A 21,349-nucleotide genomic window follows, 5' to 3' on the forward strand; every position below is an offset into this window, starting at 1 on the left:
GGGTTTGATTTGTTTGATAGTGGTAGAAATTAAATATACTTAAAATTTGGTATTATCAAGAAATGTGGGTTTATTGGGTAGAAGTGGCAGGAAAATATACTTTAAAATACTGAATTTATTATAAAATTTAGATATTATTTGTATATCACCACATTTGAAATTATATATTTAATGTAGTGATATATTTGCTGCAATGATTATTGAACAATATCACGTAGACTATTAAATAAACGTGTTGCCTTACCTGCTAAACTGCCTTCAGGCAATAAGTCAGGGCGCATTGCCACAGTGCTTAGTGCATCTAATAATTTTTCATCTGCTTGGGATTCATTGACCACAATACCAACCCAAGTGACCAATGTTTTCACTTTAGTTTGATTAAAGCCTAAAATACCTCCAGAAACAGGTACTTCAAGGATATCATATACATTAGCACCTGAAAACTTAGCTTCTGCAAATGCAGGCTCATCAATGGTAATAAAGATCAGTTCTTCACTTTTCATTACCATTTCAATCCGCTCATTATCAGGATTTGGAGACATCACAAAACATACTAAATCACGACGACCTGAAATCAAACGGTTTAATTCTACTTTCACATTTGGACGATGGTACAATTTAACTTTAGAATCATTCAATTCAGGGTCAATATTCATCAAAAATTGGAACGTCTTTGCTGTGCCACTATCTTCACGGCCTACAGAAACTTTTAAAGGGGTTGCTTGTTCGTCTGTAATATCGTGGTAGCTGTTGATTTTACCTTCTTTACGTGCTGCACAAAATAATGCTTCTGGGGCAATTTTACCAAGTAAAACTAATTTTTCATCTGGGTCTTTTTCTGGAGTCATGTTTAATGCCGCAACGTCTAACTGACTTAAACCTGCAGGTAATTCGCCTGATAAGACTTTATCAATATTGGCTTGGCTGCCTGCTGAGATGACTGCTCTTGCCCGATAACCGTAGTCTGTAAGGGCTTTATTTAATGCGGGAACAATTGTATTAGTGTATTCGCCTGAAGCACCACCTGCACCAATTTTGATTTCATCTAATGCAAAGCTGTTGGTTGAAAACAGTAATAAAAATCCTGTTAGCATATATTGGTTGAGCTTTTTCACAAATATCCTCCTAATTGAAAAGTGAGTTCACTTAATACACTATACATTTAGCCTGTTCTATCATATAAAATCAAGCTTAATGCACAGTTATTGTAAATAATCATTGGGTTATATCAGAAAATATCTTCTGTACCATCTACATATTTAATGAGTGTCACAATAAATTCTGCTTTCAAACCACTAGCGGCTTTATTTTGTAAATTCTGATAAAAATCATTATCTTCAGTTTCTTTAATCGCAAGTCCCCAGACTTTGGTTTGTTCGGGTTTTAACACATAGCGATGGCGGAAAAAGCTTAATTTTAAGATGTTATTTTCAACAAAATCTAAGCTACCAAGTAAGTTATTAAGGTTATCGTATATGATAATATGGCCGTCAAAATATTCAATTTCTTTGTCTAAAATATTAGTGATTTCAATGCCTAAAGAAATAAGTTTGTTCGGTTCAAAAAAGTCATTATGCGTTACTTTGGTAGGAAAACGAGGATAATTAGGAATAACATTATCTTCAACATCAATTATTTCTGGCTCAACGGTTGGCAATTCTTCAGTTTCTGGTTCAACAGTCGGTAATTCTTCGACTTCAGGTTCAACAGTTGGTAGTTCTTCGATTTCAGGTTCAACAATCTCTGGCTCAACGGTTGGCAATTCTTCTACTTCAGGTTCAACAATCTCTGGCTCAACAGTCGGCAATTCTTCTACTTCAGGTTCAACAATCTCTGGCTCAACAGTCGGCAATTCTTCGATTTCAGATTCAATTATTTCTGGCTCAACGGTTGGTAATTCTTCTACTTCAGGTTCAACAATTTCTGGCTCAACGGTTGGTAATTCTTCTACTTCAGGTTCAACAATTTCTGGCTCAACGGCTGGTAATTCTTCAATAACTTCGGGAACTGTTAGTTCTGGTTCGACAATCTCGGGTTGTGGTGTTACTGATACTGTCGGGGTTTCTATGGGAATCCTAACGGGTATTTCTTGGTTTAACTCTTCATCGCCTTGTTGCGAACAGCTTGCTATCAATAGAATTAATAACAACATCCAGCCGCGAGATTGTCTAATTAACATTAGGCTAGCCCTCTTGCTCTTCTTGTGTTGTCAATAATGCCTCAACAAATTGCTGTGCATTAAAGACTCTTAGATCATCAATTTGTTCACCGACCCCAATAAATCGAATTGGCAAACCCAGTTGATGTGCTACAGCAAAAATAATTCCTCCTTTTGCAGTACCATCAAGCTTGGTGATATTAATCCCTGTAATACCGATAGCCTTGTGAAATTCTTTCGCTTGATTCAAGGCATTTTGCCCAATTGAAGCATCTAGCACTAACATCACTTCATGCGGTGCATTTTCGTCCAATCGCGACATAACTCGCCTGATTTTCTTCAATTCATCCATCAAATGAGTTTGAGTATGCAAGCGTCCCGCAGTGTCGGCAATCAATACATCAATATTTTTAGCTTTAGCCGATTCTAAGGCATCAAAAATAACTGCTGCCGAATCCGCTTTATCATGCTGAGCAACTACTGCTACATCATTGCGTTCACCCCATACTTTCAATTGTTCAACCGCCGCTGCACGGAATGTGTCACCCGCAGCCAACATCACACTTTTACCTTGGCTTTGGAAACGCTTGGCTAATTTACCAATGGTCGTGGTTTTACCTGCACCATTAATCCCAATCATCAAAATGACATACGGTGCATTTAAATCTTCAGGAACCTCCAATGGCTGCTCAACAGGCTCTAGCAAGTTTTGCATGTTTTCTTTCAGAATCGTGTATAACTCTCCGCTTTCTTTAAGCTGGTCTTTGGCAACCCGTTTATGTAAATCGTCAATAATTAACTGAGTTGACTCAATCCCGACATCTGCGGTTAATAACAAAGTTTCGATTTCTTCCAACAAATCATCATCAATTGCTTTGGTTTCAGCAAATAAATTGACCAAGCCTGTGGTGAAATTTTCACGAGTACGACTGAGGCCTTGTTTTAAACGCTCGAAAAAACCTGCTTTCGGTTGTTCTTCTGTACTATCTTCTGATTCAGATTCTTCTTTTTCTCCACCAATTTTAAAACCAAAAACAGTAGTCGGTTTCTTTTCTGGGATTTCTTCAGGGTCTGACTCAGTTGATTCTATTTCTTGAAGATTAGATTCTGGCTCAGCGATTTCCGAACTCGATTTATCGCCACCAATTTTAAAACCAAAAACAGTAGTCGGTTTCTTTTCTGGGATTTCTTCAGGGTCTGACTCAGTTGATTCTATTTCCTGAATATCAGATTTTGACTCGGAAGTTTCCAAACTCGGTTTATCGCCACCAATTTTAAAACCAAAAACAGTGGTTGGTTTCTTTTCAATGGTTTCTTCAGGGTCGGCTTCAATTGATTCTGATTCAGAGGTTTCAGGTTTTGTTTCTGACTCTGATTTTTTTAATCCAAATCCCCAAAAACTAGATTTTTGAGTTTCAGTTATTTCTTCTTGAACTGGGTTCTCTGCTATTTCAGTATCAGGGTCTTGGTGGCTTTCTGGCTCAGCCGTATTTTCTGCTTGTGGGTCAGCAGGTTTGCGTGAAAATCCTAACATTGATTACCTTTTCATATACTTGTAGTTTCATCAGTGGGCTAGCATTGTACTGAATACTATGATAAACAGTACAGCAATTCTAGTTTGACATCAGAATAATCCAGTTTTTTAGATTAAAAACAAAAGATTTTCTGGCTCTATCTTAACGCCGTTTCTTTTTCAGTTTTGGCAATGGAATATTGGCGTTTTTCGCTAAATAAAAATCCATTACTTTCTTGGCAATCGGTGCGGCGGTTTTACTACCACTTCCGCCATTTTCAATAATCACTGCTACCGCAATCTGTGGATCATCAACGGGGGCAAAAGAGACAAATAAGGCATGGTCATGCAATCGTTTATCTAATTTCTTGGCGTTATAGCGTTCATCTTGTTTGATTGTAAAAACTTGCGCCGTTCCTGTTTTGCCTGCAAACCGATAATTTGAACCACGTCCAACTTTTCGCGCTGTGCCTAAACGCCCATATAATACCGCTTCCATGGATTTAACAACCATATCCCAATATTCTTGTTTTTTCAACGTGACATCAGCTTGGCGTTCACCTTGGATAATATGTATTTCGCCTGTGGTTGCATCATCTAAAGCAAAGGCCACACGTGGTTGATGAAATTGGCCTTTCATTGCTAAAGTAGCTGTCGCTGAGGCTAATTGTATTGGGGTTGACAACATGAAGCCTTGACCAATCCCCGTAATTAGGGTTTCACCGGGATACCACATTTTTTTACGTGCCCGTTCTTTCCATGCTCGAGAGGGCATGAGGCCACTGACTTCGCTGTAAACATCAATCCCCGTTTTATCACCAAATCCAAATCGAGTCAGGAATTTATTTAATCTATCAATACCTAAATCATAAGATAAATCATAAAAATATACGTCACAAGATTGCTCCATGGCATGATGTAAATTCATGTGCCCATGCCCACTACGTTTCCAATCTCGATATTTATGCGGATGGTCTTTTAATCGATACCAACCTGGACACCATGTCGTACTATATTCGGTACGTACGCCATAATCCAATCCTGCTAAACCCACAAAAGGTTTTACTGTTGAACCCGGTGGATATTGACCACGAATCGCGCGATTAAACATAGGTCGGTTGGGAGAATCTCGTAATTCGCCATAGGTTTTATGATCGATACCATTGACAAATAAATTAGGATCATAGTAAGGCATGCTGACCAATGCGAGTACGGCACCTGTTCTAGGATCAATAGCGACGATGGATGCCCGTTCTTTTTTGACTAAATTTTCGGCATAATTTTGAAATTCCATGTCAACATTTAGGTATAAATCCATGCCTCGAACAGGTGGTGTGCGTTCTAATACTCTGAGAATACGCCCTTGTACATTGACTTCTACTTTTTGAGTACCTACTTTGCCATGCAATTCTTTTTCATAGAATTTTTCAACCCCAATTTTGCCAACATAATTTGTTCCCATGTATTCATAAGGGTCTAAATATTTTAATTCCCGCTCATTAATACGCCCTACATAACCGATGATGTGCACACCTGTGGCATTTTTTGGATAAACGCGCCGCCAATTTGAATGAATATTAACCCCTGGGAAACGATAACGTTTTACTGCAAAATGATTTTTTTCTTGTTCACTGAGGTCAAAACGCAGTGGTACAGGTTCAAACCCACGTTTTTGTCGCCGTAATTTATAAAAACGCTCTATATCTTCTTCTTTAATATCAATGATTTTTTTTAAATTTTCTAGTACTTCCTGCATATTGTCTACTTTTGCAGGGATAATCTCTAAACTATAAGAAATTTCATTGCGAGCCAGTTGGACACCATTTCGATCATAAATCATACCGCGTTGAGGTGGTAGTGGTAGCACTTTAATCCGGTTATCTTCAGACATAGTGCTATAAGCTTGATGTTTAATCACTTGCAAATAAACCAGCCGCGTAATAACGCCGCCAAAGCAGAGGATGACTAACAGCCATGCGATGATGATGCGGTTAAAGAACAGTTTATTTTCTAGTTGCGCATTTTTGAGAATAAAACCAGTTTTCATTTAATGATGGATTATCAATTAGGAATGATGAGTGAAGTTTGAACTAGCATAACAGGACTGACAACCCTAAAATTAAGAAATAGTAGCTAGAATTTGCCAGTCCTGAATATGATGTTTCAGGTTTTAACGTTTGTCAGGCACTAATCTGTCACCAAATGGGGTACGGACAACACGCATACCTTCTGGTACATCTTCATCTTTAATCACTTGGCGTTTGAAGTTTTTATATAATTCGCGACGTTTTTTCAATGCAGCATCACGTTTTTTCTTCTCTTCATCAGAAAGTTCTTTATTTTTGTTCATTGCTGCAAGGAATGGATTAACTTCATTGGGTGGATTTTTACTCACCGCAGCTTTAGGTGGTGGTGCAAGTGCAGTACCCACAATAAATTCTAAAGTCGCAGATTTACCGCCATTGGTGCATTTGAGACCTTTTTTTGGATTTGGACGGCGACAAGGGGCGTTGTCAGGATAATCAACTTTGACTTTACGATCAGTCATTCGAATCAGGTGATAGTCTGGATAGCCATTTTTAACTGATGCCCGTCGTTTGTCTTCCATGTCCACTTTGATAACTTTGGTATTCGGCGTTTCCAAAAATACAATATAGCGTTCACCAATTTGACTGACCCCTTTTAACACAAAATCTTTTTGTGGCAGCATTTTAACAGGTGGTTTGGGCTTAGGTTTTGGTAAGCTTTGAAATGGGTTCACTGGTGTTGTATTAGGTTTGGGTTCTGTTTTAGGTGCGGGTGGTATTTTGGGTTTATTCCTATCTTTATCAAATAAATCAAACCCTTCAGCATGAGTTGTACTGGCCAACATCACTACGATCAAAAAACCACATAATTTAAAAAAGTTGCTGTTCATAATTCATTCTCTAATAATTCGGATAAATCCAGTGTTAGGACTTTCAGCCTTTGAGATATTATTTTAATTATAAAGCTGTTCACTGCTATAAAAAACACCAATTAAATAAGCAAATACATGGCCTTCGGTAAAATCCAGAAATAAAGAGTTAACCAAACAGCCTACTACAATGGTTATAAACATCCCTTGCGCCATTTTTTGTTGTGGTTCGGGCAATTTCAATGCTAAATACCATAATTGATAGATAAACCAAGCAAAAATACTTAATCCGATCACACCCCATTGTACTGCCATCATCAAATATTCATTGTGAGGGTTTGTTGTTGGATGTGAGGGCTCTTGCGCTGCATAGCGATGTACAAAGCTGCCTGTGCCTGAACCCAATATCGGTTGTTGTTGCCATAATTTCCAACTATGTTCATAAAAATTAAGACGTAATCGGATTGAATCTGTTTCAGCCGCTTGATGTTTTAAACCCACAATCACTTTATCAACTCGATGTTGCAAATTGCTTGACGTATAGTAAGTGCTAAAACCTAATATCACGACGGCTAATAATCCCAGCATAAAACCACGCCAATGCAATAGCTGCCAACTAAATAGTAAAATCAGGCAAGCTAATATTAAATAACCTGTTCGGCCTTGGGTCAAAAATATAACATCATAAATGGCTAAACCAATGATAATAATAGGCCACCATATCTTTTTTTGATACGCCAAGACAGCGATAAAATAAGCACTGAGTACAATCAGTAAACTTTGAGTAATATGATTTTTAAACACATAGGCATTGCTCGCATCACCATGAATCAAACCATATAATGGGTTATTTGTTAGTGTCACAAAAAAGGATAAAATTAAAGTCAGTCCCATTGCAGCAAAAAAAGCTTTAAATCCCCAAATTCTGGCAAATTTATCCTGAAATCCATATAAAAATAGCGGAATCAGCAGAAATTCTTTGTATTGTTTAATATTATCGATAATCGCGCTTTGAGTCGCTGAGCTGTAAATACTGCCTAGCAAGATTAAAATGACGAGACTGAGAGACGACCACAATAATGGATTTTTGATAACAGAATGTGCATTTTTTGCAGAACACAGCCCTACATGCAAAATGGTGATAATTAACAATAAACCAAATAACATATTGGGTAACGCGACTGAAATAGGCAAACTAAAACCGATAACAATAAGTAAAACCCGCTGTATCCATAGCAAATTTTTTGCAAACATTAAATTATCCAAACTGATGTTTAGCGCATTTTATCCTGTTAACAAAGGCTAAGCAATTAAAGGGTTAATATCAACAATAGTACGTCCATATAGTTCGCCGCGTAACATTTTATCAATATAAATAGTGTTTAATTGTTCTAAATTACAATGTGTTGCTATAACATCCCATTGGTTGATTTTCCAATCATTTGCCAATAAATTCCATAATTTCAAGCGAATGTCATACCCTGATTCCGCTGATGCAATCCCTAATAAATTGATACCACGTAAAATAAATGGGAAGACTTGGGTTTCTAATTTCATGCCTGAAACTGTGCCACAGGTTGTGATACTCCCACCGTATTGTACTGATTTTAAAGCAGTGATTAAGCTTTCGCCGCCAACGGTATCTACCACGGCTGCCCACTGGGGTTTTAATAATGGCTTTGATGTTGTTTGTAAAATATTACGTCCGACGATTTCGCTTGCGCCTAATTGGGTTAAAAAATCAACTTTATCAGCTTTGCCCGTCATGGCAGTCACTTCATAGCCTAATTTAGCTAAAATAGAAACCGCGATACAGCCCACACCACCTGTTGCACCTGTGACTAAAACCTTGCCTTGTTGCGGGGTTGAACCATTTTGTAATAGTTTATAAATTGATAATGCTGCGGTATAACCTGCTGTGCCATAAATCATACTTTGTTCTAAACTCAGATTATTTGGCAATTTAACAACCCAATTCACTGGCACACGGATATATTCTGCAAAACCGCCGCTGTAATTCATGCCTAAATCATAGCCCGTCACGATGACTTTTTCACCGACAATCAGCTTATCCGTTTGAGTCTCAATGACAATGCCTGCTGCGTCACAACCTGCTGTATGAGGGTAGTGACGGGTGATACCTTTATGGCCTGTCGTGGACAAAGCATCTTTATAATTTAGAGAAGAATAAGCCACTTGAATTAACACTTCATTTTCAGGCAATTCACTTGAGGGCAAATCTATCAGTTCGCGCTGAAAAATCGTGTCATCAATTGTGCGTAGCACTTTAAATGTGCTGGGAAGTTTTGAATGAGTCACGGTTATTCCATACAAAATAGGCTTAGCAGTTTATTCTAACTGATTTATAAATTCACTCAAAATACTGTAGAACTAAGCAACTTAGCGTAAAATATACCGATTATATTTTATACAGTCTAAAGGGATAAAAATGGACAAGATTGTTATTGCAAGCGGAAATAAAGGCAAAATTCGTGAATTTCAACAAATTTTCACAGATTTTCAGATTGAAGTTGTGCCACAAACGCAATTTGATGTGTCAAATGTGGAAGAAACAGGCTTAACTTTTGTTGAAAATGCGATTTTAAAAGCTCGCCATGCAGCTCAACAAACGTCATTACCTGCTTTGGCTGATGATTCAGGGCTTGAAGTTGATGCGTTGCAAGGTGCACCGGGGATTTATTCAGCACGGTTTGCAGGAGAAGGTGCAAATGATAAGACTAATAATCAATTGATGTTAGAAAGATTACAAGATGTACCTGAAGTTGAGCGTACTGCTCGTTTTCAATGTATTATTGTTTTTATGCGTCATGCGGAAGATGCAACACCTCTGATTTGCCAAGGCACTTGGGAAGGACGTATTTTAACTGCAGCACAAGGTGAAAATGGTTTCGGTTATGATCCCTTATTCTTTGTACCAACTCATAATTGTAGTTCAGCACAATTAGCTGCCGAAACTAAAAATCAATTAAGCCATCGTGGCCAAGCCATTCAATTATTTAAGCAACAAGTGAAAAAATATTTATAAAATATTAAAGGATTGGCTTATTTTAAATCAAAACATTGCCAATCCTAATACCTATTAATAAATCGGAATCACAGCGTAACCTTTCGCTTGATAACCAATTAAAGAAATAAAGGTATTTCCAACTGCTTGGATATTGGGTAACAATGAATCATTGGACACATTAAACACACGTGTCGCCACTGAACAGGCTTCAAGTTTCACACCTTTTTCAACTAAATCTTTTAATATGTCAGCAACTTGTTCTAATTGCTCTTCTGTATCTAATGCAATATTTTCTGGCTGATTTGTACTAATCATTTGCACCGCTGAGCCACGAAAGGCTAATAAAATATCGGGGTGTACATTTTGTGCGACTAAGCCTTCGTATGTTTCTTGGATTACTTTTAAATATAAAGCCAACTTTTGTGGGTTATTTCCCGCAATATTAATATCAAAAACCGCTTTACCTATAGCCACGTCTTTTAGTGCAATCGCATCATTGGGTTGAGCTGTTTCTGCATAAACTGTATTAAAAAATAAGCATAAACTGATACATATAGAAGCCAGTATATTTTTTAACATTGAAGTTCTCCTTAGGTGATTTTCAATCAGTATTTTTATGTGTGATTGCTACCAAGTCAAGCAGTTTTCTATTTGCTGTTTTTTGGAGGTGAAATTAGCTTGCTATTAAGTTCAGCTTGGTGGTGTATGCCCAAGAAACTCAACTTCAAGTGCACATATATTTTAATAGTTTATTTTTATCATGAGTTAATTTGCTCTATGAATCAGCATCCAGCACAAATTGCTAGAGACAAAATTGATGTTCTATTGCAAGCAGCAGGCTGGGTTGTACAGTCAATGCAAGACGTGAATCTATTCGCAGCGCAAGGTGTTTCATTTCCATCATCCTGAGACTTTAAGGGAGTGGTTTAAACAAAGTGCGACATTGCGAGCAAGGTTGCAAAATATCCCATCTTTAGATGAAACGGATTTACGTTCTGCGCAAATTAAAGCAATTAATAATTTGGAACAGTCGTTTAAGAATAATCGCCCAAGAGCATTGATTCAAATTGCAACGGGTATAGTATTGATTATTAAAATGGTTTTTGATTAATTATTTGGATAATATCTCCTATTGGCGAAATAATCAGTTTTGTATTGTCATGAGCAACCGCAACCGCTCTATCATTATAAAAAGGCTCTAATTTTTGATAATGGGCTGAATAAAGTGCAATCCCTTGTTTATCAATATGAAAATAGCCAAGTTTATCTTTTGCAATGGCATATCCTTTGTGATACACATCCAGCTCCAAAAAAAATTGATTATGTATAAAATGCCCCTTATTATTGATATGAGTAGATAAACCTAATTCATTCACAATAACCGCAATACCATATTTATAATCACCGACATAAGCATATTGCTCTGGATAAATTGAGTTTGCTTGTCTATCAATATGAAAAAAATTTTGGGTCACTATATCTTTTACAACACAATAATTTTCCTGAAAATTTCCTGACCATTCAAATCGAAATGAATGAATATCTTGTCCTGCTTGATTAATATGAAAAAAACCAAGATCATCTGAAACAGTGGCAATACCATCGTAAAATCCAAAAGCATGATTAAATGTACGATTAAATACTTTTTCCCCTTTAAGATTAATAAAAAAAGCGGTGTGATTTAGCTCAACAGGAGCATAATCAGGTGGGGAATGAAAATTTTGAATTTTATCAAATCGATTAGAATAAAGTGCTTTACCATCAATAATATGGTGTGTTTCATCAAAGGATAATGTGACAGTCGACATTTATTTAGACTTCCGTAACAAACAGGTTTGGCAAAGTGGTTGATTTTTATAATTTTTTAAAAGCCATTGATATTGTTCTGTAGCAAAAAACTGATTAATGGGTGTTGTATGAATATTACCAAAATTTCCTAATGTTTTACGTTTCTCAGAAGGCGCACAGCAGACATTGTAATTGCCATAACAATCTATCCAAAGTTCTTTACCTAAAAATGGACAATCATAAGACTGGTTTATCTCTGATGTTTCAGATAAAAGCTCAAAATTTTCTAAATTTATCTGTGTGCGATAAGGTTCAATTTCTTCAATAAAACGATTCCATTCATTAATATGCTCAGGACGACGTAAATCTTGTTGAATTAATTCAGGATGCGTAATCCATAGATGATGCCCTTTCACTCGGTCAACCTTATTTTTTATCGCAAATTCAATCAGTTCTTTGATAGAAAATAAATTTTTTTGCATGAAGGTCATTTGTAACGTAACCGTAGGATGATGCTCAGTATTATTGATTCTCGTTTCATCTCTGATTTGCAAATAAGTACGAATATTTTCCAACATCATGCCAGTATCAGCATTAATCATAATAGATTCATTGATTTGTTTTGATATGCCGTTAATTGAAATTTTTGTGTCAGATGTAACAGGCAGTATTTTTTCAGCCCACACCGCCACGCCTTTTTTAGGAAAAGTGCCATTGGTGGTTAAATTGAGTTTAGTCTGGGTATTTTTCAATTTATCAATAAAATGTTCAAAATAAGGATAAAGTAATGGCTCACCCATAGTACTAGGGATAATTTGTTTTATATTCAGGCTAACAGCTTGATCTAAAATGGTATCCAATAGTTCAGGCGACATACGTTGTCTTTTAATTGGCGCATCTTTTTTATAAATACTATGCGTATCACACATAATACAATTCAAATTACACTGATCGGGATTGGTATCTATGGTGATACGCCAAGGGATGTCATATTGCATGATTGGTATATTTTTTATAGGTATTTAGCACAAAAGCGGCATCTTCTTCAATAGTACGCACACTGTGTTTTGATACATCTAAGGTATTGAGTATTTGAGGATTATCAGTGATTTTTGTAATACAGTCTTTTAATGATTCTGCATTACCTACTTCAAATAAAAACCCATTTTTTCCTTCTATAACAAGTTCTTTCATACCACCAATATTAGATGTAATCACTGGCACACCCGCAAGAAAAGCTTCTTGAATAACCAGCGGCGAGTTTTCTAACCAAGTTGAAGGCACAATCAGCACATCTATCTCGTGTAAGACTTGATTAATGCTCTTATTATCATATCCACCTTTAAATTGAATATTTTCCTTTTCTAAGAAACGTTTTTGATTGCCAATGTTTCCATAAATCGATAATTTTGCACCAATATTTTGGAAAGCATCGGTTAGCACTTTAATACCTTTACTTGGAATCACTCTTCCCATAAATCCAAAGTTGATTTCAGCCTGTTTTTCATATTTTTTAGGCTGATAGCTTATATTTTGTGAATTAAACCCGTATTTGGAATATAAAAGCTTAGTGGCTGGAACACCTTGTTGAATAAAGAAATCCCGCAAAGTGTGTGATGGAACAAGGAATACATCAATCATGTCAATCAATTCACGCATGTGATTTAGCGTATTTTGCACTTCATTTATCGTAGTTTGATAAGGTGAACAATGATGGCATTTTTCCGCTGACTGACCGCTACAGCGCAGCCCTTCTTGGTTTATAAGTTGCCCTTTAACACAGAATAACCAGAAATCATGAATCGTAAACACAATAGGCAATTTATATTCTTTAGCGACAATTTTTACTAAATGAGTGGATAAATGAGAAAGATGTCCAAAATGAACAATATCAGGCTGTACATGTTCTATATAATTTTTAAAAATAATATCCGTCTCGCGATTCTGGAATTTGTCTTGGTAAACATAGTCGCGGCGAACTTTATTAATGCGTCGAACGGGTATTTCATCATAAATCTCATCATAAACTGTATATTCGGGATCAAACTCATTTTCTACCCGAGTAAACACATTGATTTTATTCACTAATGGCAACAATGCTTTTACTAAATGATAAGAATACACTTCCGAACCCGCCATATAATCAGGCGGAAAACCATGAATCACTTTTAAAACATTCATTACTCAACACATCCTTGTAAATCATAGCAATATTCATCAATCGAACGCTGAATACCTACTTCCAAATCAATAAATTCCTTCAGTCCCAGTTTATTCCTTGAGTAATTCATATCGCCTACAAATTTGACAACATCATAGTTTCTCTTGGGATTGACTTTTATTTGCGCCTCTTGACCCGTGGCATTTTCAATATACTGAATTAATTGTTGTAAAGACCAACCAATACCGGGGCATAGATGAAATGCGTCTTGGATATTATCATGCTTATCTAGGTAAAATATGATTTTTACAAGGCTGGCTACGGTATCATCAATATGTGTAAAATCAATTAATTGATCGCCACCTTCGATTGTTAAAGTGCTATTTTCAACGATAGCACGGATAAATCTGGGAATAACCCGATCAAAAATATCATAACGATTACCATAGACATTCGAAAAACGTACAATAGCGCAACTTAAATCATGTTGTTTAGCAAAATCAAAAAATAAGGTTTCGCCCTTAATCTTGGTTTCACCATAAACATTAACTGCTTGCTTTAAATCATTTTCTTTTACAGGCAATTGAGATTGCTCACCATAAACTTCTCGACTACTACCAAAGATGAGCCATGGATTTTGCTGTGACTGCTCAATCGCATTAAGCACAACTTGAATGCCTTCAACATTGGTTTTTCTGCATTCTGGTTTATTCATTTCAGCTTCAACCACTCGGGAAACGGCAGCGAGATGAACAATGCCATCAAATTGATATGTATCGAATATAGACTGTATTTTATCCTTATTACACACATTGGCTTGTATGTAGTTCACTATCGCGTTTTTATTTAAAAAAGTCGGTTTTTTATCAATAATAGTGATTTGGATGTTTTTTCTAATGAGTGTTTCACATAAGGTTCTACCAATGAAACCTGCGCCACCTGTAATTAATATATGCATTATTTTTTACGATTAAATTTTAATTTAACTATATTATCAGAAAATTAAAATATTTGCTTTAGAGAGATAAATCTGTTTGCCTGAAAGGTGAAAGTTTTTAGCTTTTGATGAAAATTCATCAGCACTGTACGATATTCTTTAAGCAATTTGATAAACTTTTAGGTTTCGTTTTTTGTGTTAATACGATGGATTTTAGCTTGGTTTTATTCTTTTTCTGATGGAACAAATATCAAGGCTTGTGGGAACGGTATAACTCATGTAGCAAGATTTGCTTATAAGGAAAATAACGAATTTCTCTACCACTTTTTAAAACAAACTTCACTCCTTTTCTGTTCCATATGCCTGTTATTTCATCAATATGTTCAATTTCAGAGCGTAGGATTTTTTTGAATTCTAAAAAACTAATGTATAAGTACAAATATTCAGCATCAATCTTGTATTTAGGTGTAAGAAAAATAAACACCCCGTTACAAAGCGTTATCGAAATGGCAAATAGACCAATCCAATATATAACATTAGATGCGTAGGTGATATTGGGAAATATGAGAGAGTAATCGTACCCCCAAATTAAGTTAGCAAAACTAAAATAAATTAAAATAGAAGAATAGATTTCAGATCGACTTCTTTTGGCAATAAAAAGGGGTGAGGATGTTGGATTATGGTTCATCAATACTTCATTCTCTGTTGTATTAATACAATTTTTTTACGTGTTACGTCTGAAGATATATGCCTCTAAGAAGCTTTGTTTATCTGCAAAACAGTGTCGATTAACTCAAAACAACAGTTTATCAAAATTGTTCATGAACAAGATTAAAAATAAAACCCCTTATTCTTATTCCAAACTGCGTAATATTAGCCTAAAATAATATTCATATATAAACATATTTTAAATTGATAATAATAATTCTTATAACAGCAAATAGTAATCGGTTTTACTCATAAGACTTAACTGGAGTGCAACACACATTTTGTTCACTCATTTCTCCCAATACCGAGGAGGGTAACATGTCTCAAAAAACCATTGGCGCAAGCCTGCGATCTCAAGGCATCAGTCGGCGTGGTTTTCTTAAATTCTGTGCGGCAACGGCATCTATGCTGGCACTGCCACCCGCGATGATTCCACAAATCGCCCAAGCCTTAGAAAATGCCAAACGTCAATCAGTAATTTGGCTGTCTTTTCAAGAATGTACGGGCTGTACCGAATCCTTAACCCGTTCCCACGCACCGACTTTAGAAAGTCTGATTTTTGATTTACTCTCCTTAGATTACCACCATACTTTACAAGCCGCGTCTGGCGATGCTGCCGAACATGCCCGCGAATTAGCCATGCAAGCTAATAAAGGTGAATATCTATTAATCGTCGATGGCTCAATCCCAACCGCGAATAAAGGCTATTCCACCATCGCAGGCATTAGCAACGTCGATATGTTCCACGAAGTCGCCAAAGATGCAAAAGCGATTATTGCCGTGGGTACATGTGCCGCATTCGGGGGCTTACCCAAAGCTGAACCCAATCCCACAGGCGCGGTTGCTGTACAAGATTTAATTACCGATAAACCTGTGATTAACGTCCCCGGTTGTCCGCCGATTCCAATGGTGATTACAGGCATTATCGCGCATTTCCTCACCTTTAATACCTTGCCAGAATTGGATTCGCTAAAACGCCCCATGTCTTTTTATGGACAAAATATCCATGACCGTTGTTACCGCCGACCCTTCTATGATCGTGGACAATTTGCTGAAACCTTTGACGATGAAGGCGCGAAAAAAGGCTGGTGTTTATATAAATTGGGCTGTAAAGGGCCTACCACTTATAACGCCTGTGCCACTGCAAAATGGAATGAAGGCGTGAGTTTTCCAATTGAAGCGGGTCATGGCTGTATTGGCTGTTCTGAGCCTGATTTTTGGGATGCGGGCAGTTTTTACAAAGCGGTTTCCGTCCCATTATCGGGTACAGCACAAGCGGCGGGTTATGCGTTGGCAGCTGGGGCGGCAATGGGTGTGGCTGCGGGCGCAATGAACATCGCAAAACGCAATAATGCTCGCAAAACCCATGAAACAGTGACTATTGAAGATTTAGAACGGGAGGACTCATGAACTACGCAGAATTTTTACTCTGGGTACGCGGCGACGCATTTCACTGGTCATTAGCGATTTTCATTTTCGGCGTGACTTTACGTTTATTAGAAATTATTTTACTAGGACGCAAAGCCAATTTAGCAGAAAAACGAGGCAGTGGCGTGGCTGGCGGTGTACGCACCATTTTCAGCCGTTTCGTGCCGAATCAAGCTGTTTTACCACGCGCTATCACAACCGTGGTGGCAGGCTATGTTTTCCATATCGGTTTATTTATCACCTTATTATTCTTCGCGCCCCACATTGTATTATTTGAAGCCGCCTTGGGTTTTAGCTGGTACTCATTACCTAATGCAATAATCGATTTCGCCACCATCATGGCAATTCTCGGCTTAATCGCATTGTTCATCAACCGTTTAACCAATCCTGTATTGCGCTTGTTAACAGGCTTTGGTGATTGGCTTGCATGGTTCGTCACCTTATTGCCTTTGGTCACGGGCTTCATGGCATTTCATCATTTAGTTGAACCCTATCCGTTGATGCTCGCCTTGCACATTTTAAGCGTTGAATTGCTATTAATCGTATTCCCATTCACCAAATTAATGCACACCTTCACCCTATTCCTCGCCCGTTATTACACTGGTGAAAATGCAGGTCATAGAGGAGTTGAGATATGAGCAGCGCGAGTTTTGAACGTGGCTATCACGCATTTCAAGAACAAATTGACAGCAGTGTGGCGGCATATTTCCAGAGTTGTGTTCGCTGTGGCATCTGTGCTGAAGCCTGTTTGTTTTACACCGAAACCGATGACCCAAAATACACCCCGATTTACAAATTAGAGCCGTTACGCAAAGTTTGGGAACAGGAATACACACTGTGGGGCTGGTTAAAATCCAGCTTAGGCATGAGCCGCAAATTGAATGACGATGATTTAAAACAATGGAAACATCTTATTTATGATAGCTGTACCTTGTGCGGTCGTTGTTCAATGGTGTGTCCTGTGGGCAATGATATTACGGGTATGATTCGCAAAGCCCGTGAAGGCATGGTCGCCGCAGGTCATTCACCAGAAGGTCAAATTGGTGCAGCAAAACGCGCGATTACCATTGGCAGTCCTATGGGTGTGAAATTGCCCGCCTTACAAGCCCAAGTCAAACACATTGAAAAAGACACAGGTTTAACCATTCCATTTGATGCAGAAGGCGTGGAATATATGGTGCTGTTATCTTCAATGGAAATCATGAATTTTCCCGAATATTTAGAAGCCATTGCCAAAATCATGAAGCAAGCAGGCAAATCATGGACGCTCAGCAGTAAAGCTTTTGAGGCAACAAATACGGGGATTCAAATGGGTTCAAGTGACATTGCGCGGGAATTGGTCAGCCGCGTGGTTAATGCAGCAGAATCGTTAAAAGTGAAAACCGTCATCAGTCCTGAATGTGGTCATGCTTATAGTGCGATTCGCTGGGAAGGGCCTAATCTAATGGGACGCGCGTTTGGCTTTAAAGTGAAACATATTATTGAAGTGTTGGACGAGTTACGTGCTGAAGGTTTATTGAAAACGGAAGGCTTTGAAGAACAACGTTTAACCTTCCATGATCCTTGTCAATTGGTACGGCGTGGCGGCGTGGTACAACAACCGCGTAATTTGATGAATATGATTAGCAATAATTTTACTGAAATGCCTGATGCTGGGATGATGAATTGGTGTTGTGGCGGCGGTGGTGGTCTCAGTGCAATTGAGGAAGCTGAAGAGTTACGCACTCAAGTCTTTAAACACAAAAAAAACCAACTTAAAGAAGCCAACGTGGATGCCTTGGTTACCGCTTGTGCAAACTGCCGTATTGTGATGGAAGAAGGTTTAGAAGCCTATGATATGGATATGCCAATTTTAGGATTGACTGAGTTGCTCGCTGAGCATTTAGTTGAGGAGGGTTAGTTTTTTAAGCTAAATCTTTGATAATTAAGTACTACTGAATAAAATTGTACACGTTGTGTAAAGGTAATGGCTAACTAGTTGACTTAACTAAAAATTATCCCTATAATTGTAACTAATAGAACTCGCCACGCCTCTCAACGATGCGCAACTGGCGAGCCTTTATTGTCTAATCCCATCTAAAATTATGCCCCTGCCCTTTTGTAAAATCCCTTCATCAACCCAAACACAATTATTACGCCTTGAGTCCAGAGGTTTAACTGTTCCCAGCTATAAACAAGCAAGTCATCAAATACAATCTATTGGCTATCATCGATTAAGAGGTTATGCACACTATTTCCTTAATGCTACAGATAAGCACTTCTCTTGTGGTGTGACAATTGATGATATATTTGCTTGTTATTTCTTTGACAGCCAACTACGCAGTTTGTTAATGCAAAGTATAGAAATGATTGAAATTGCTGTCAGGAGTTGTTTAGCGAATCAGCTTGCTGAAAAATATAATGATGCTCATTGGTTTTTAAATCCAACATTGTTTCAGAATAGGGAACATTTCACTGAATTAACCAAAAAAATTGAAAATGATGTTAATAGAAAGCGTGAGACTCATGTAGATATAAAACATTATTACTCAAAATACTCAACACCTTATTTACCCCCTATCTGGGTTTCAATTGAAACCATTTCATTTGGAACATTATCAAAGTTATTTACAAATTTAAAAACAGCAGATAAAAGAGAAATAACGGCATTATTTTCACTCCCAAAACCGATTGTGATGGAATCAAGTTTATATGCCTTAGTACATATTCGTAATATGTGTGCTCATCACGTTCGTATTTGGAATACTAACTTACCAATTTCGCCACAAATTCCTAACTACATAAAAAAGCAACTGAAAGGTTATGATTTTAATAATAGGAAAGTTTTTAAAAATCTACTTATTATATCCCATTACCTCAATATTATTGCGCCTGAATTTAACCTACAGCAAAAGCTACACTCTCTAATTGAAGCTTATCCTCAAGTACCTTTAGATGCAATTGGTATTGTTGATGACAGCAATTTAACTGTGTTAAGCAATATAGCAAAATGAAATTTACCTACATTGATTTGAGAGTAGTTAGTTGAGGATGATTAGTTTTATAAAACGCGTTGGTGTTCAATATGCTGGTGCGTTATTTAAGCAATTTAATATTAGCTTTCATTTAAAATGCCCTGCTCCATATCTTCTAGCGTTTTAGTTTCTCCTGTGTAGCTAATGCAGCCAAAAATATCATCAAGGTTATCAAGCTGTTCTGTTTTTGGAACGATAAATACTTTGACTGTTTGCCCTTCCCAGCTTTGCAAATTATTTGGAATTAATAAATTGCCATTACTGATTATGGTTTCAAATTCAATTGCTTCTTGCATCATTTTCTCCTTGAGAATACTTAATATAAAGCATAGTAGCATATTGATATTTTGTGAGAAAATTTATAAATGCCTTTATGATACAGATATACCGACTTTAGGCTTGACCGAGTTATTAGCTGAGTATTTGGTTGAGAGGGATTGATTTATCTAGCATAAACCTCTTTTATTCTATCGACTTAGAATTTTTCATGTAAGCTAACGATCTTGCTGTTTGCCAATCAAGTAACCCACCATCTGAACTAAGATATGTTTTTAAATTTTAATAGTTCACATATTGTAAACTCAAAGAAGCAATGCTATAGTTCACAATATGTAAACAAAGGAAATTGTCGTGCATGTTATTACAAAAAAGACGTTTGCAGAAGCTACGAATAAATATCCGAATGATAAAGAAAAAATAATGGATGTATATAATGTGCTACGAAAAGGAGAATTTGATACACCAGATAAAATGAAGGCTGTATTTGCTTCGTTAGATAATTTTAAATATAAGGGCAAATGGTGGATTATTGATATAGGTGGAAATAATTTAAGGTTAATTGTTGCAATTTTGTTTTCATCTCAAAAAATATATGTAAAGCATATTGTTACTCATGCCGAATACGATAAGCTTTGTGTCAAATATAGAAAAGGAAAATTATAATGTTAGCCAAAAAAGCTTTAACCAGTTCATTTTTAGGATTTGCGTCACAGGCATATCACATTTTACATATTCAATCAGAACAAGATTACGAAGAAGCTTTAGAAATTATTGAATATTTGTTTGAACAAGCTGAGGATAAACCAGATGAACCGCTAAATGATTTGATTGATATTGTATCCAAAGCCATAGAACAATATGAATCAAAACAAGATGATATTATTTTGTTCGATAAAGAAGCAAAAGATATTAATCAAGGTATATCAGCTATTCGAGTTTTAATGGAGCAACACAATTTAACTGCTACTGATCTGCAAGATGAAATAGGCTCAAAGTCTCTTGTTTCTATGATATTAAATGGAAAAAGAAACTTAACAAGAGAGCATATCACCAAGCTTTCTCAACGATTTAATATAAGCCCTGCTATTTTCTTTGATTTGAGGGTGGTTAGCTGAGAAGGGTTACTCTAACAGTTAATGTTTGCTGTGGGCTATCATTGACCAGTGTTCTAAGTAAAATCCATTTTTAATCTAAATTTACTAAAAACTTCTGGTGAACAAGAATTATTATGGGAACTGTATGACGGAATTGTTACCAATGGAGCAAAGATCGACCCTACAGGCTTAAGCGATTTAAAGATTAGGTAGTCCTGCACAAAATAGTGTTTAATTTAATTAATTATTTATTATTGAATAGTGGATAAAGAAGGTTTTTGAATATTTTGATTGTAATGGTGAATAAAGTTCCAAGTAGCCCCAATATGATTTTCAAGAGATTTA

Annotated in this window: 21 protein-coding genes; 8 read left to right on the forward strand and 13 right to left on the reverse strand. The window is 36.8% G+C overall.

From position 1 onward, the window contains the following. Positions 1–197: 197 nt before the first annotated feature. The 7 genes from ABXH34_RS09630 to ABXH34_RS09660 form a co-directional block, all read right to left on the reverse strand. Positions 198–1,115: a TAXI family TRAP transporter solute-binding subunit gene (locus tag ABXH34_RS09630; protein ID WP_353571665.1), complete on the reverse strand. Its 918-nt coding sequence runs from the start codon at positions 1,113–1,115 to the stop codon at positions 198–200. Between the two features lie 113 nt (positions 1,116–1,228). After that, the gene (locus ABXH34_RS09635) at positions 1,229–2,179 is read right to left on the reverse strand and encodes a hypothetical protein (RefSeq protein ID WP_353571666.1); all 951 of its coding nucleotides are present in this window, start codon (positions 2,177–2,179) and stop codon (positions 1,229–1,231) included. 4 nt (positions 2,180–2,183) lie between these two features. Continuing rightward, complete coding sequence (gene ftsY / locus ABXH34_RS09640) at positions 2,184–3,218, reverse strand: signal recognition particle-docking protein FtsY (RefSeq protein WP_502710405.1); 1,035 nt, start codon at positions 3,216–3,218, stop codon at positions 2,184–2,186. Between the two features lie 616 nt (positions 3,219–3,834). Further along, positions 3,835–5,718: a penicillin-binding protein 2 gene (gene mrdA, locus ABXH34_RS09645; protein WP_353571667.1), complete on the reverse strand. Its 1,884-nt coding sequence runs from the start codon at positions 5,716–5,718 to the stop codon at positions 3,835–3,837. 123 nt (positions 5,719–5,841) lie between these two features. Continuing rightward, a complete protein-coding gene (locus ABXH34_RS09650) occupies positions 5,842–6,588 on the reverse strand; it encodes a hypothetical protein (RefSeq protein ID WP_353571668.1) in 747 nt (248 codons plus the stop codon). Between the two features lie 63 nt (positions 6,589–6,651). Then, positions 6,652–7,821 carry an O-antigen ligase family protein gene (locus ABXH34_RS09655; RefSeq protein ID WP_353571669.1) on the reverse strand — a complete coding sequence of 390 codons (1,170 nt, stop codon included), beginning with the start codon at positions 7,819–7,821 and terminating at the stop codon, positions 6,652–6,654. Positions 7,822–7,869: 48 nt separating this feature from the next. Beyond that, positions 7,870–8,886 carry a YhdH/YhfP family quinone oxidoreductase gene (locus ABXH34_RS09660; protein WP_353571670.1) on the reverse strand — a complete coding sequence of 339 codons (1,017 nt, stop codon included), beginning with the start codon at positions 8,884–8,886 and terminating at the stop codon, positions 7,870–7,872. A 130-nt stretch (positions 8,887–9,016) separates the two neighbouring features. Between ABXH34_RS09660 and ABXH34_RS09665 the strand changes: the two genes are divergently transcribed. Beyond that, positions 9,017–9,613, forward strand: coding sequence for an XTP/dITP diphosphatase (locus ABXH34_RS09665; RefSeq protein ID WP_353571671.1), 597 nt, complete (start codon positions 9,017–9,019; stop codon positions 9,611–9,613). 54 nt (positions 9,614–9,667) lie between these two features. Here ABXH34_RS09665 and ABXH34_RS09670 read toward each other — a convergent pair whose 3' ends face one another. Next, complete coding sequence (locus tag ABXH34_RS09670) at positions 9,668–10,174, reverse strand: DsrE family protein (protein WP_353571672.1); 507 nt, start codon at positions 10,172–10,174, stop codon at positions 9,668–9,670. Between the two features lie 307 nt (positions 10,175–10,481). Here ABXH34_RS09670 and ABXH34_RS09675 point away from each other — a divergent pair, with 307 nt between their 5' ends. Then, the gene (locus ABXH34_RS09675) at positions 10,482–10,706 is read left to right on the forward strand and encodes a hypothetical protein (RefSeq protein WP_353571673.1); all 225 of its coding nucleotides are present in this window, start codon (positions 10,482–10,484) and stop codon (positions 10,704–10,706) included. Here the strand turns inward: ABXH34_RS09675 and ABXH34_RS09680 are convergent. Genes ABXH34_RS09680 through ABXH34_RS09695 form a run of 4 tightly spaced genes read right to left on the reverse strand, consistent with a single transcriptional unit; the run spans position 10,687 to position 14,502 of the window. Beyond that, positions 10,687–11,403: a WG repeat-containing protein gene (locus tag ABXH34_RS09680; protein WP_353571674.1), complete on the reverse strand. Its 717-nt coding sequence runs from the start codon at positions 11,401–11,403 to the stop codon at positions 10,687–10,689. The two genes, ABXH34_RS09675 and ABXH34_RS09680, sit on opposite strands and share 20 nt — an antisense overlap. Next, positions 11,404–12,381 carry a radical SAM protein gene (locus tag ABXH34_RS09685; protein ID WP_353571675.1) on the reverse strand — a complete coding sequence of 326 codons (978 nt, stop codon included), beginning with the start codon at positions 12,379–12,381 and terminating at the stop codon, positions 11,404–11,406. It lies immediately after the preceding gene. After that, on the reverse strand, positions 12,371–13,564 hold the full coding sequence (locus ABXH34_RS09690) for a glycosyltransferase family 4 protein (RefSeq protein WP_353571676.1): 1,194 nt from the start codon (positions 13,562–13,564) through the stop codon (positions 12,371–12,373). Before ABXH34_RS09690 ends, ABXH34_RS09685 begins: the two co-directional genes overlap by 11 nt. Further along, entirely contained in the window at positions 13,564–14,502 is a 939-nt protein-coding gene (locus ABXH34_RS09695) for an NAD-dependent epimerase/dehydratase family protein (RefSeq protein ID WP_353571677.1), read from the reverse strand. The genes ABXH34_RS09690 and ABXH34_RS09695 overlap by 1 nt, the downstream gene beginning before the upstream one ends. Before the next feature lie 1,005 nt (positions 14,503–15,507). On the opposite strand from ABXH34_RS09695, the gene ABXH34_RS09700 reads away from it, so the two are divergent. The 4 genes from ABXH34_RS09700 (at position 15,508) to ABXH34_RS09715 (ending at position 19,610) form a co-directional block, all read left to right on the forward strand. Further along, on the forward strand, positions 15,508–16,599 hold the full coding sequence (locus ABXH34_RS09700; RefSeq protein WP_353571678.1) for a hydrogenase small subunit: 1,092 nt from the start codon (positions 15,508–15,510) through the stop codon (positions 16,597–16,599). Continuing rightward, entirely contained in the window at positions 16,596–17,255 is a 660-nt protein-coding gene (locus tag ABXH34_RS09705) for a hypothetical protein (protein WP_353571679.1), read from the forward strand. Before ABXH34_RS09700 ends, ABXH34_RS09705 begins: the two co-directional genes overlap by 4 nt. Beyond that, a complete protein-coding gene (locus ABXH34_RS09710) occupies positions 17,252–18,517 on the forward strand; it encodes a (Fe-S)-binding protein (RefSeq protein WP_353571680.1) in 1,266 nt (421 codons plus the stop codon). The genes ABXH34_RS09705 and ABXH34_RS09710 overlap by 4 nt, the downstream gene beginning before the upstream one ends. Positions 18,518–18,701: 184 nt before the next feature. Further along, positions 18,702–19,610, forward strand: coding sequence for an Abi family protein (locus ABXH34_RS09715; RefSeq protein ID WP_353571681.1), 909 nt, complete (start codon positions 18,702–18,704; stop codon positions 19,608–19,610). A gap of 101 nt (positions 19,611–19,711) precedes the next feature. Here ABXH34_RS09715 and ABXH34_RS09720 read toward each other — a convergent pair whose 3' ends face one another. After that, complete coding sequence (locus ABXH34_RS09720; RefSeq protein ID WP_353571682.1) at positions 19,712–19,930, reverse strand: hypothetical protein; 219 nt, start codon at positions 19,928–19,930, stop codon at positions 19,712–19,714. A gap of 331 nt (positions 19,931–20,261) precedes the next feature. On the opposite strand from ABXH34_RS09720, the gene ABXH34_RS09725 reads away from it, so the two are divergent. Then, complete coding sequence (locus ABXH34_RS09725; RefSeq protein WP_353571683.1) at positions 20,262–20,573, forward strand: type II toxin-antitoxin system HigB family toxin; 312 nt, start codon at positions 20,262–20,264, stop codon at positions 20,571–20,573. Further along, the gene (locus ABXH34_RS09730) at positions 20,573–21,025 is read left to right on the forward strand and encodes a helix-turn-helix domain-containing protein (RefSeq protein WP_353571684.1); all 453 of its coding nucleotides are present in this window, start codon (positions 20,573–20,575) and stop codon (positions 21,023–21,025) included. The genes ABXH34_RS09725 and ABXH34_RS09730 overlap by 1 nt, the downstream gene beginning before the upstream one ends. Positions 21,026–21,349 lie beyond the last annotated feature (324 nt).

The sequence above is a fragment of the Candidatus Albibeggiatoa sp. nov. BB20 genome (assembly GCA_016744725.1).
Taxonomy (GTDB): Bacteria; Pseudomonadota; Gammaproteobacteria; order Beggiatoales; family Beggiatoaceae; genus Albibeggiatoa.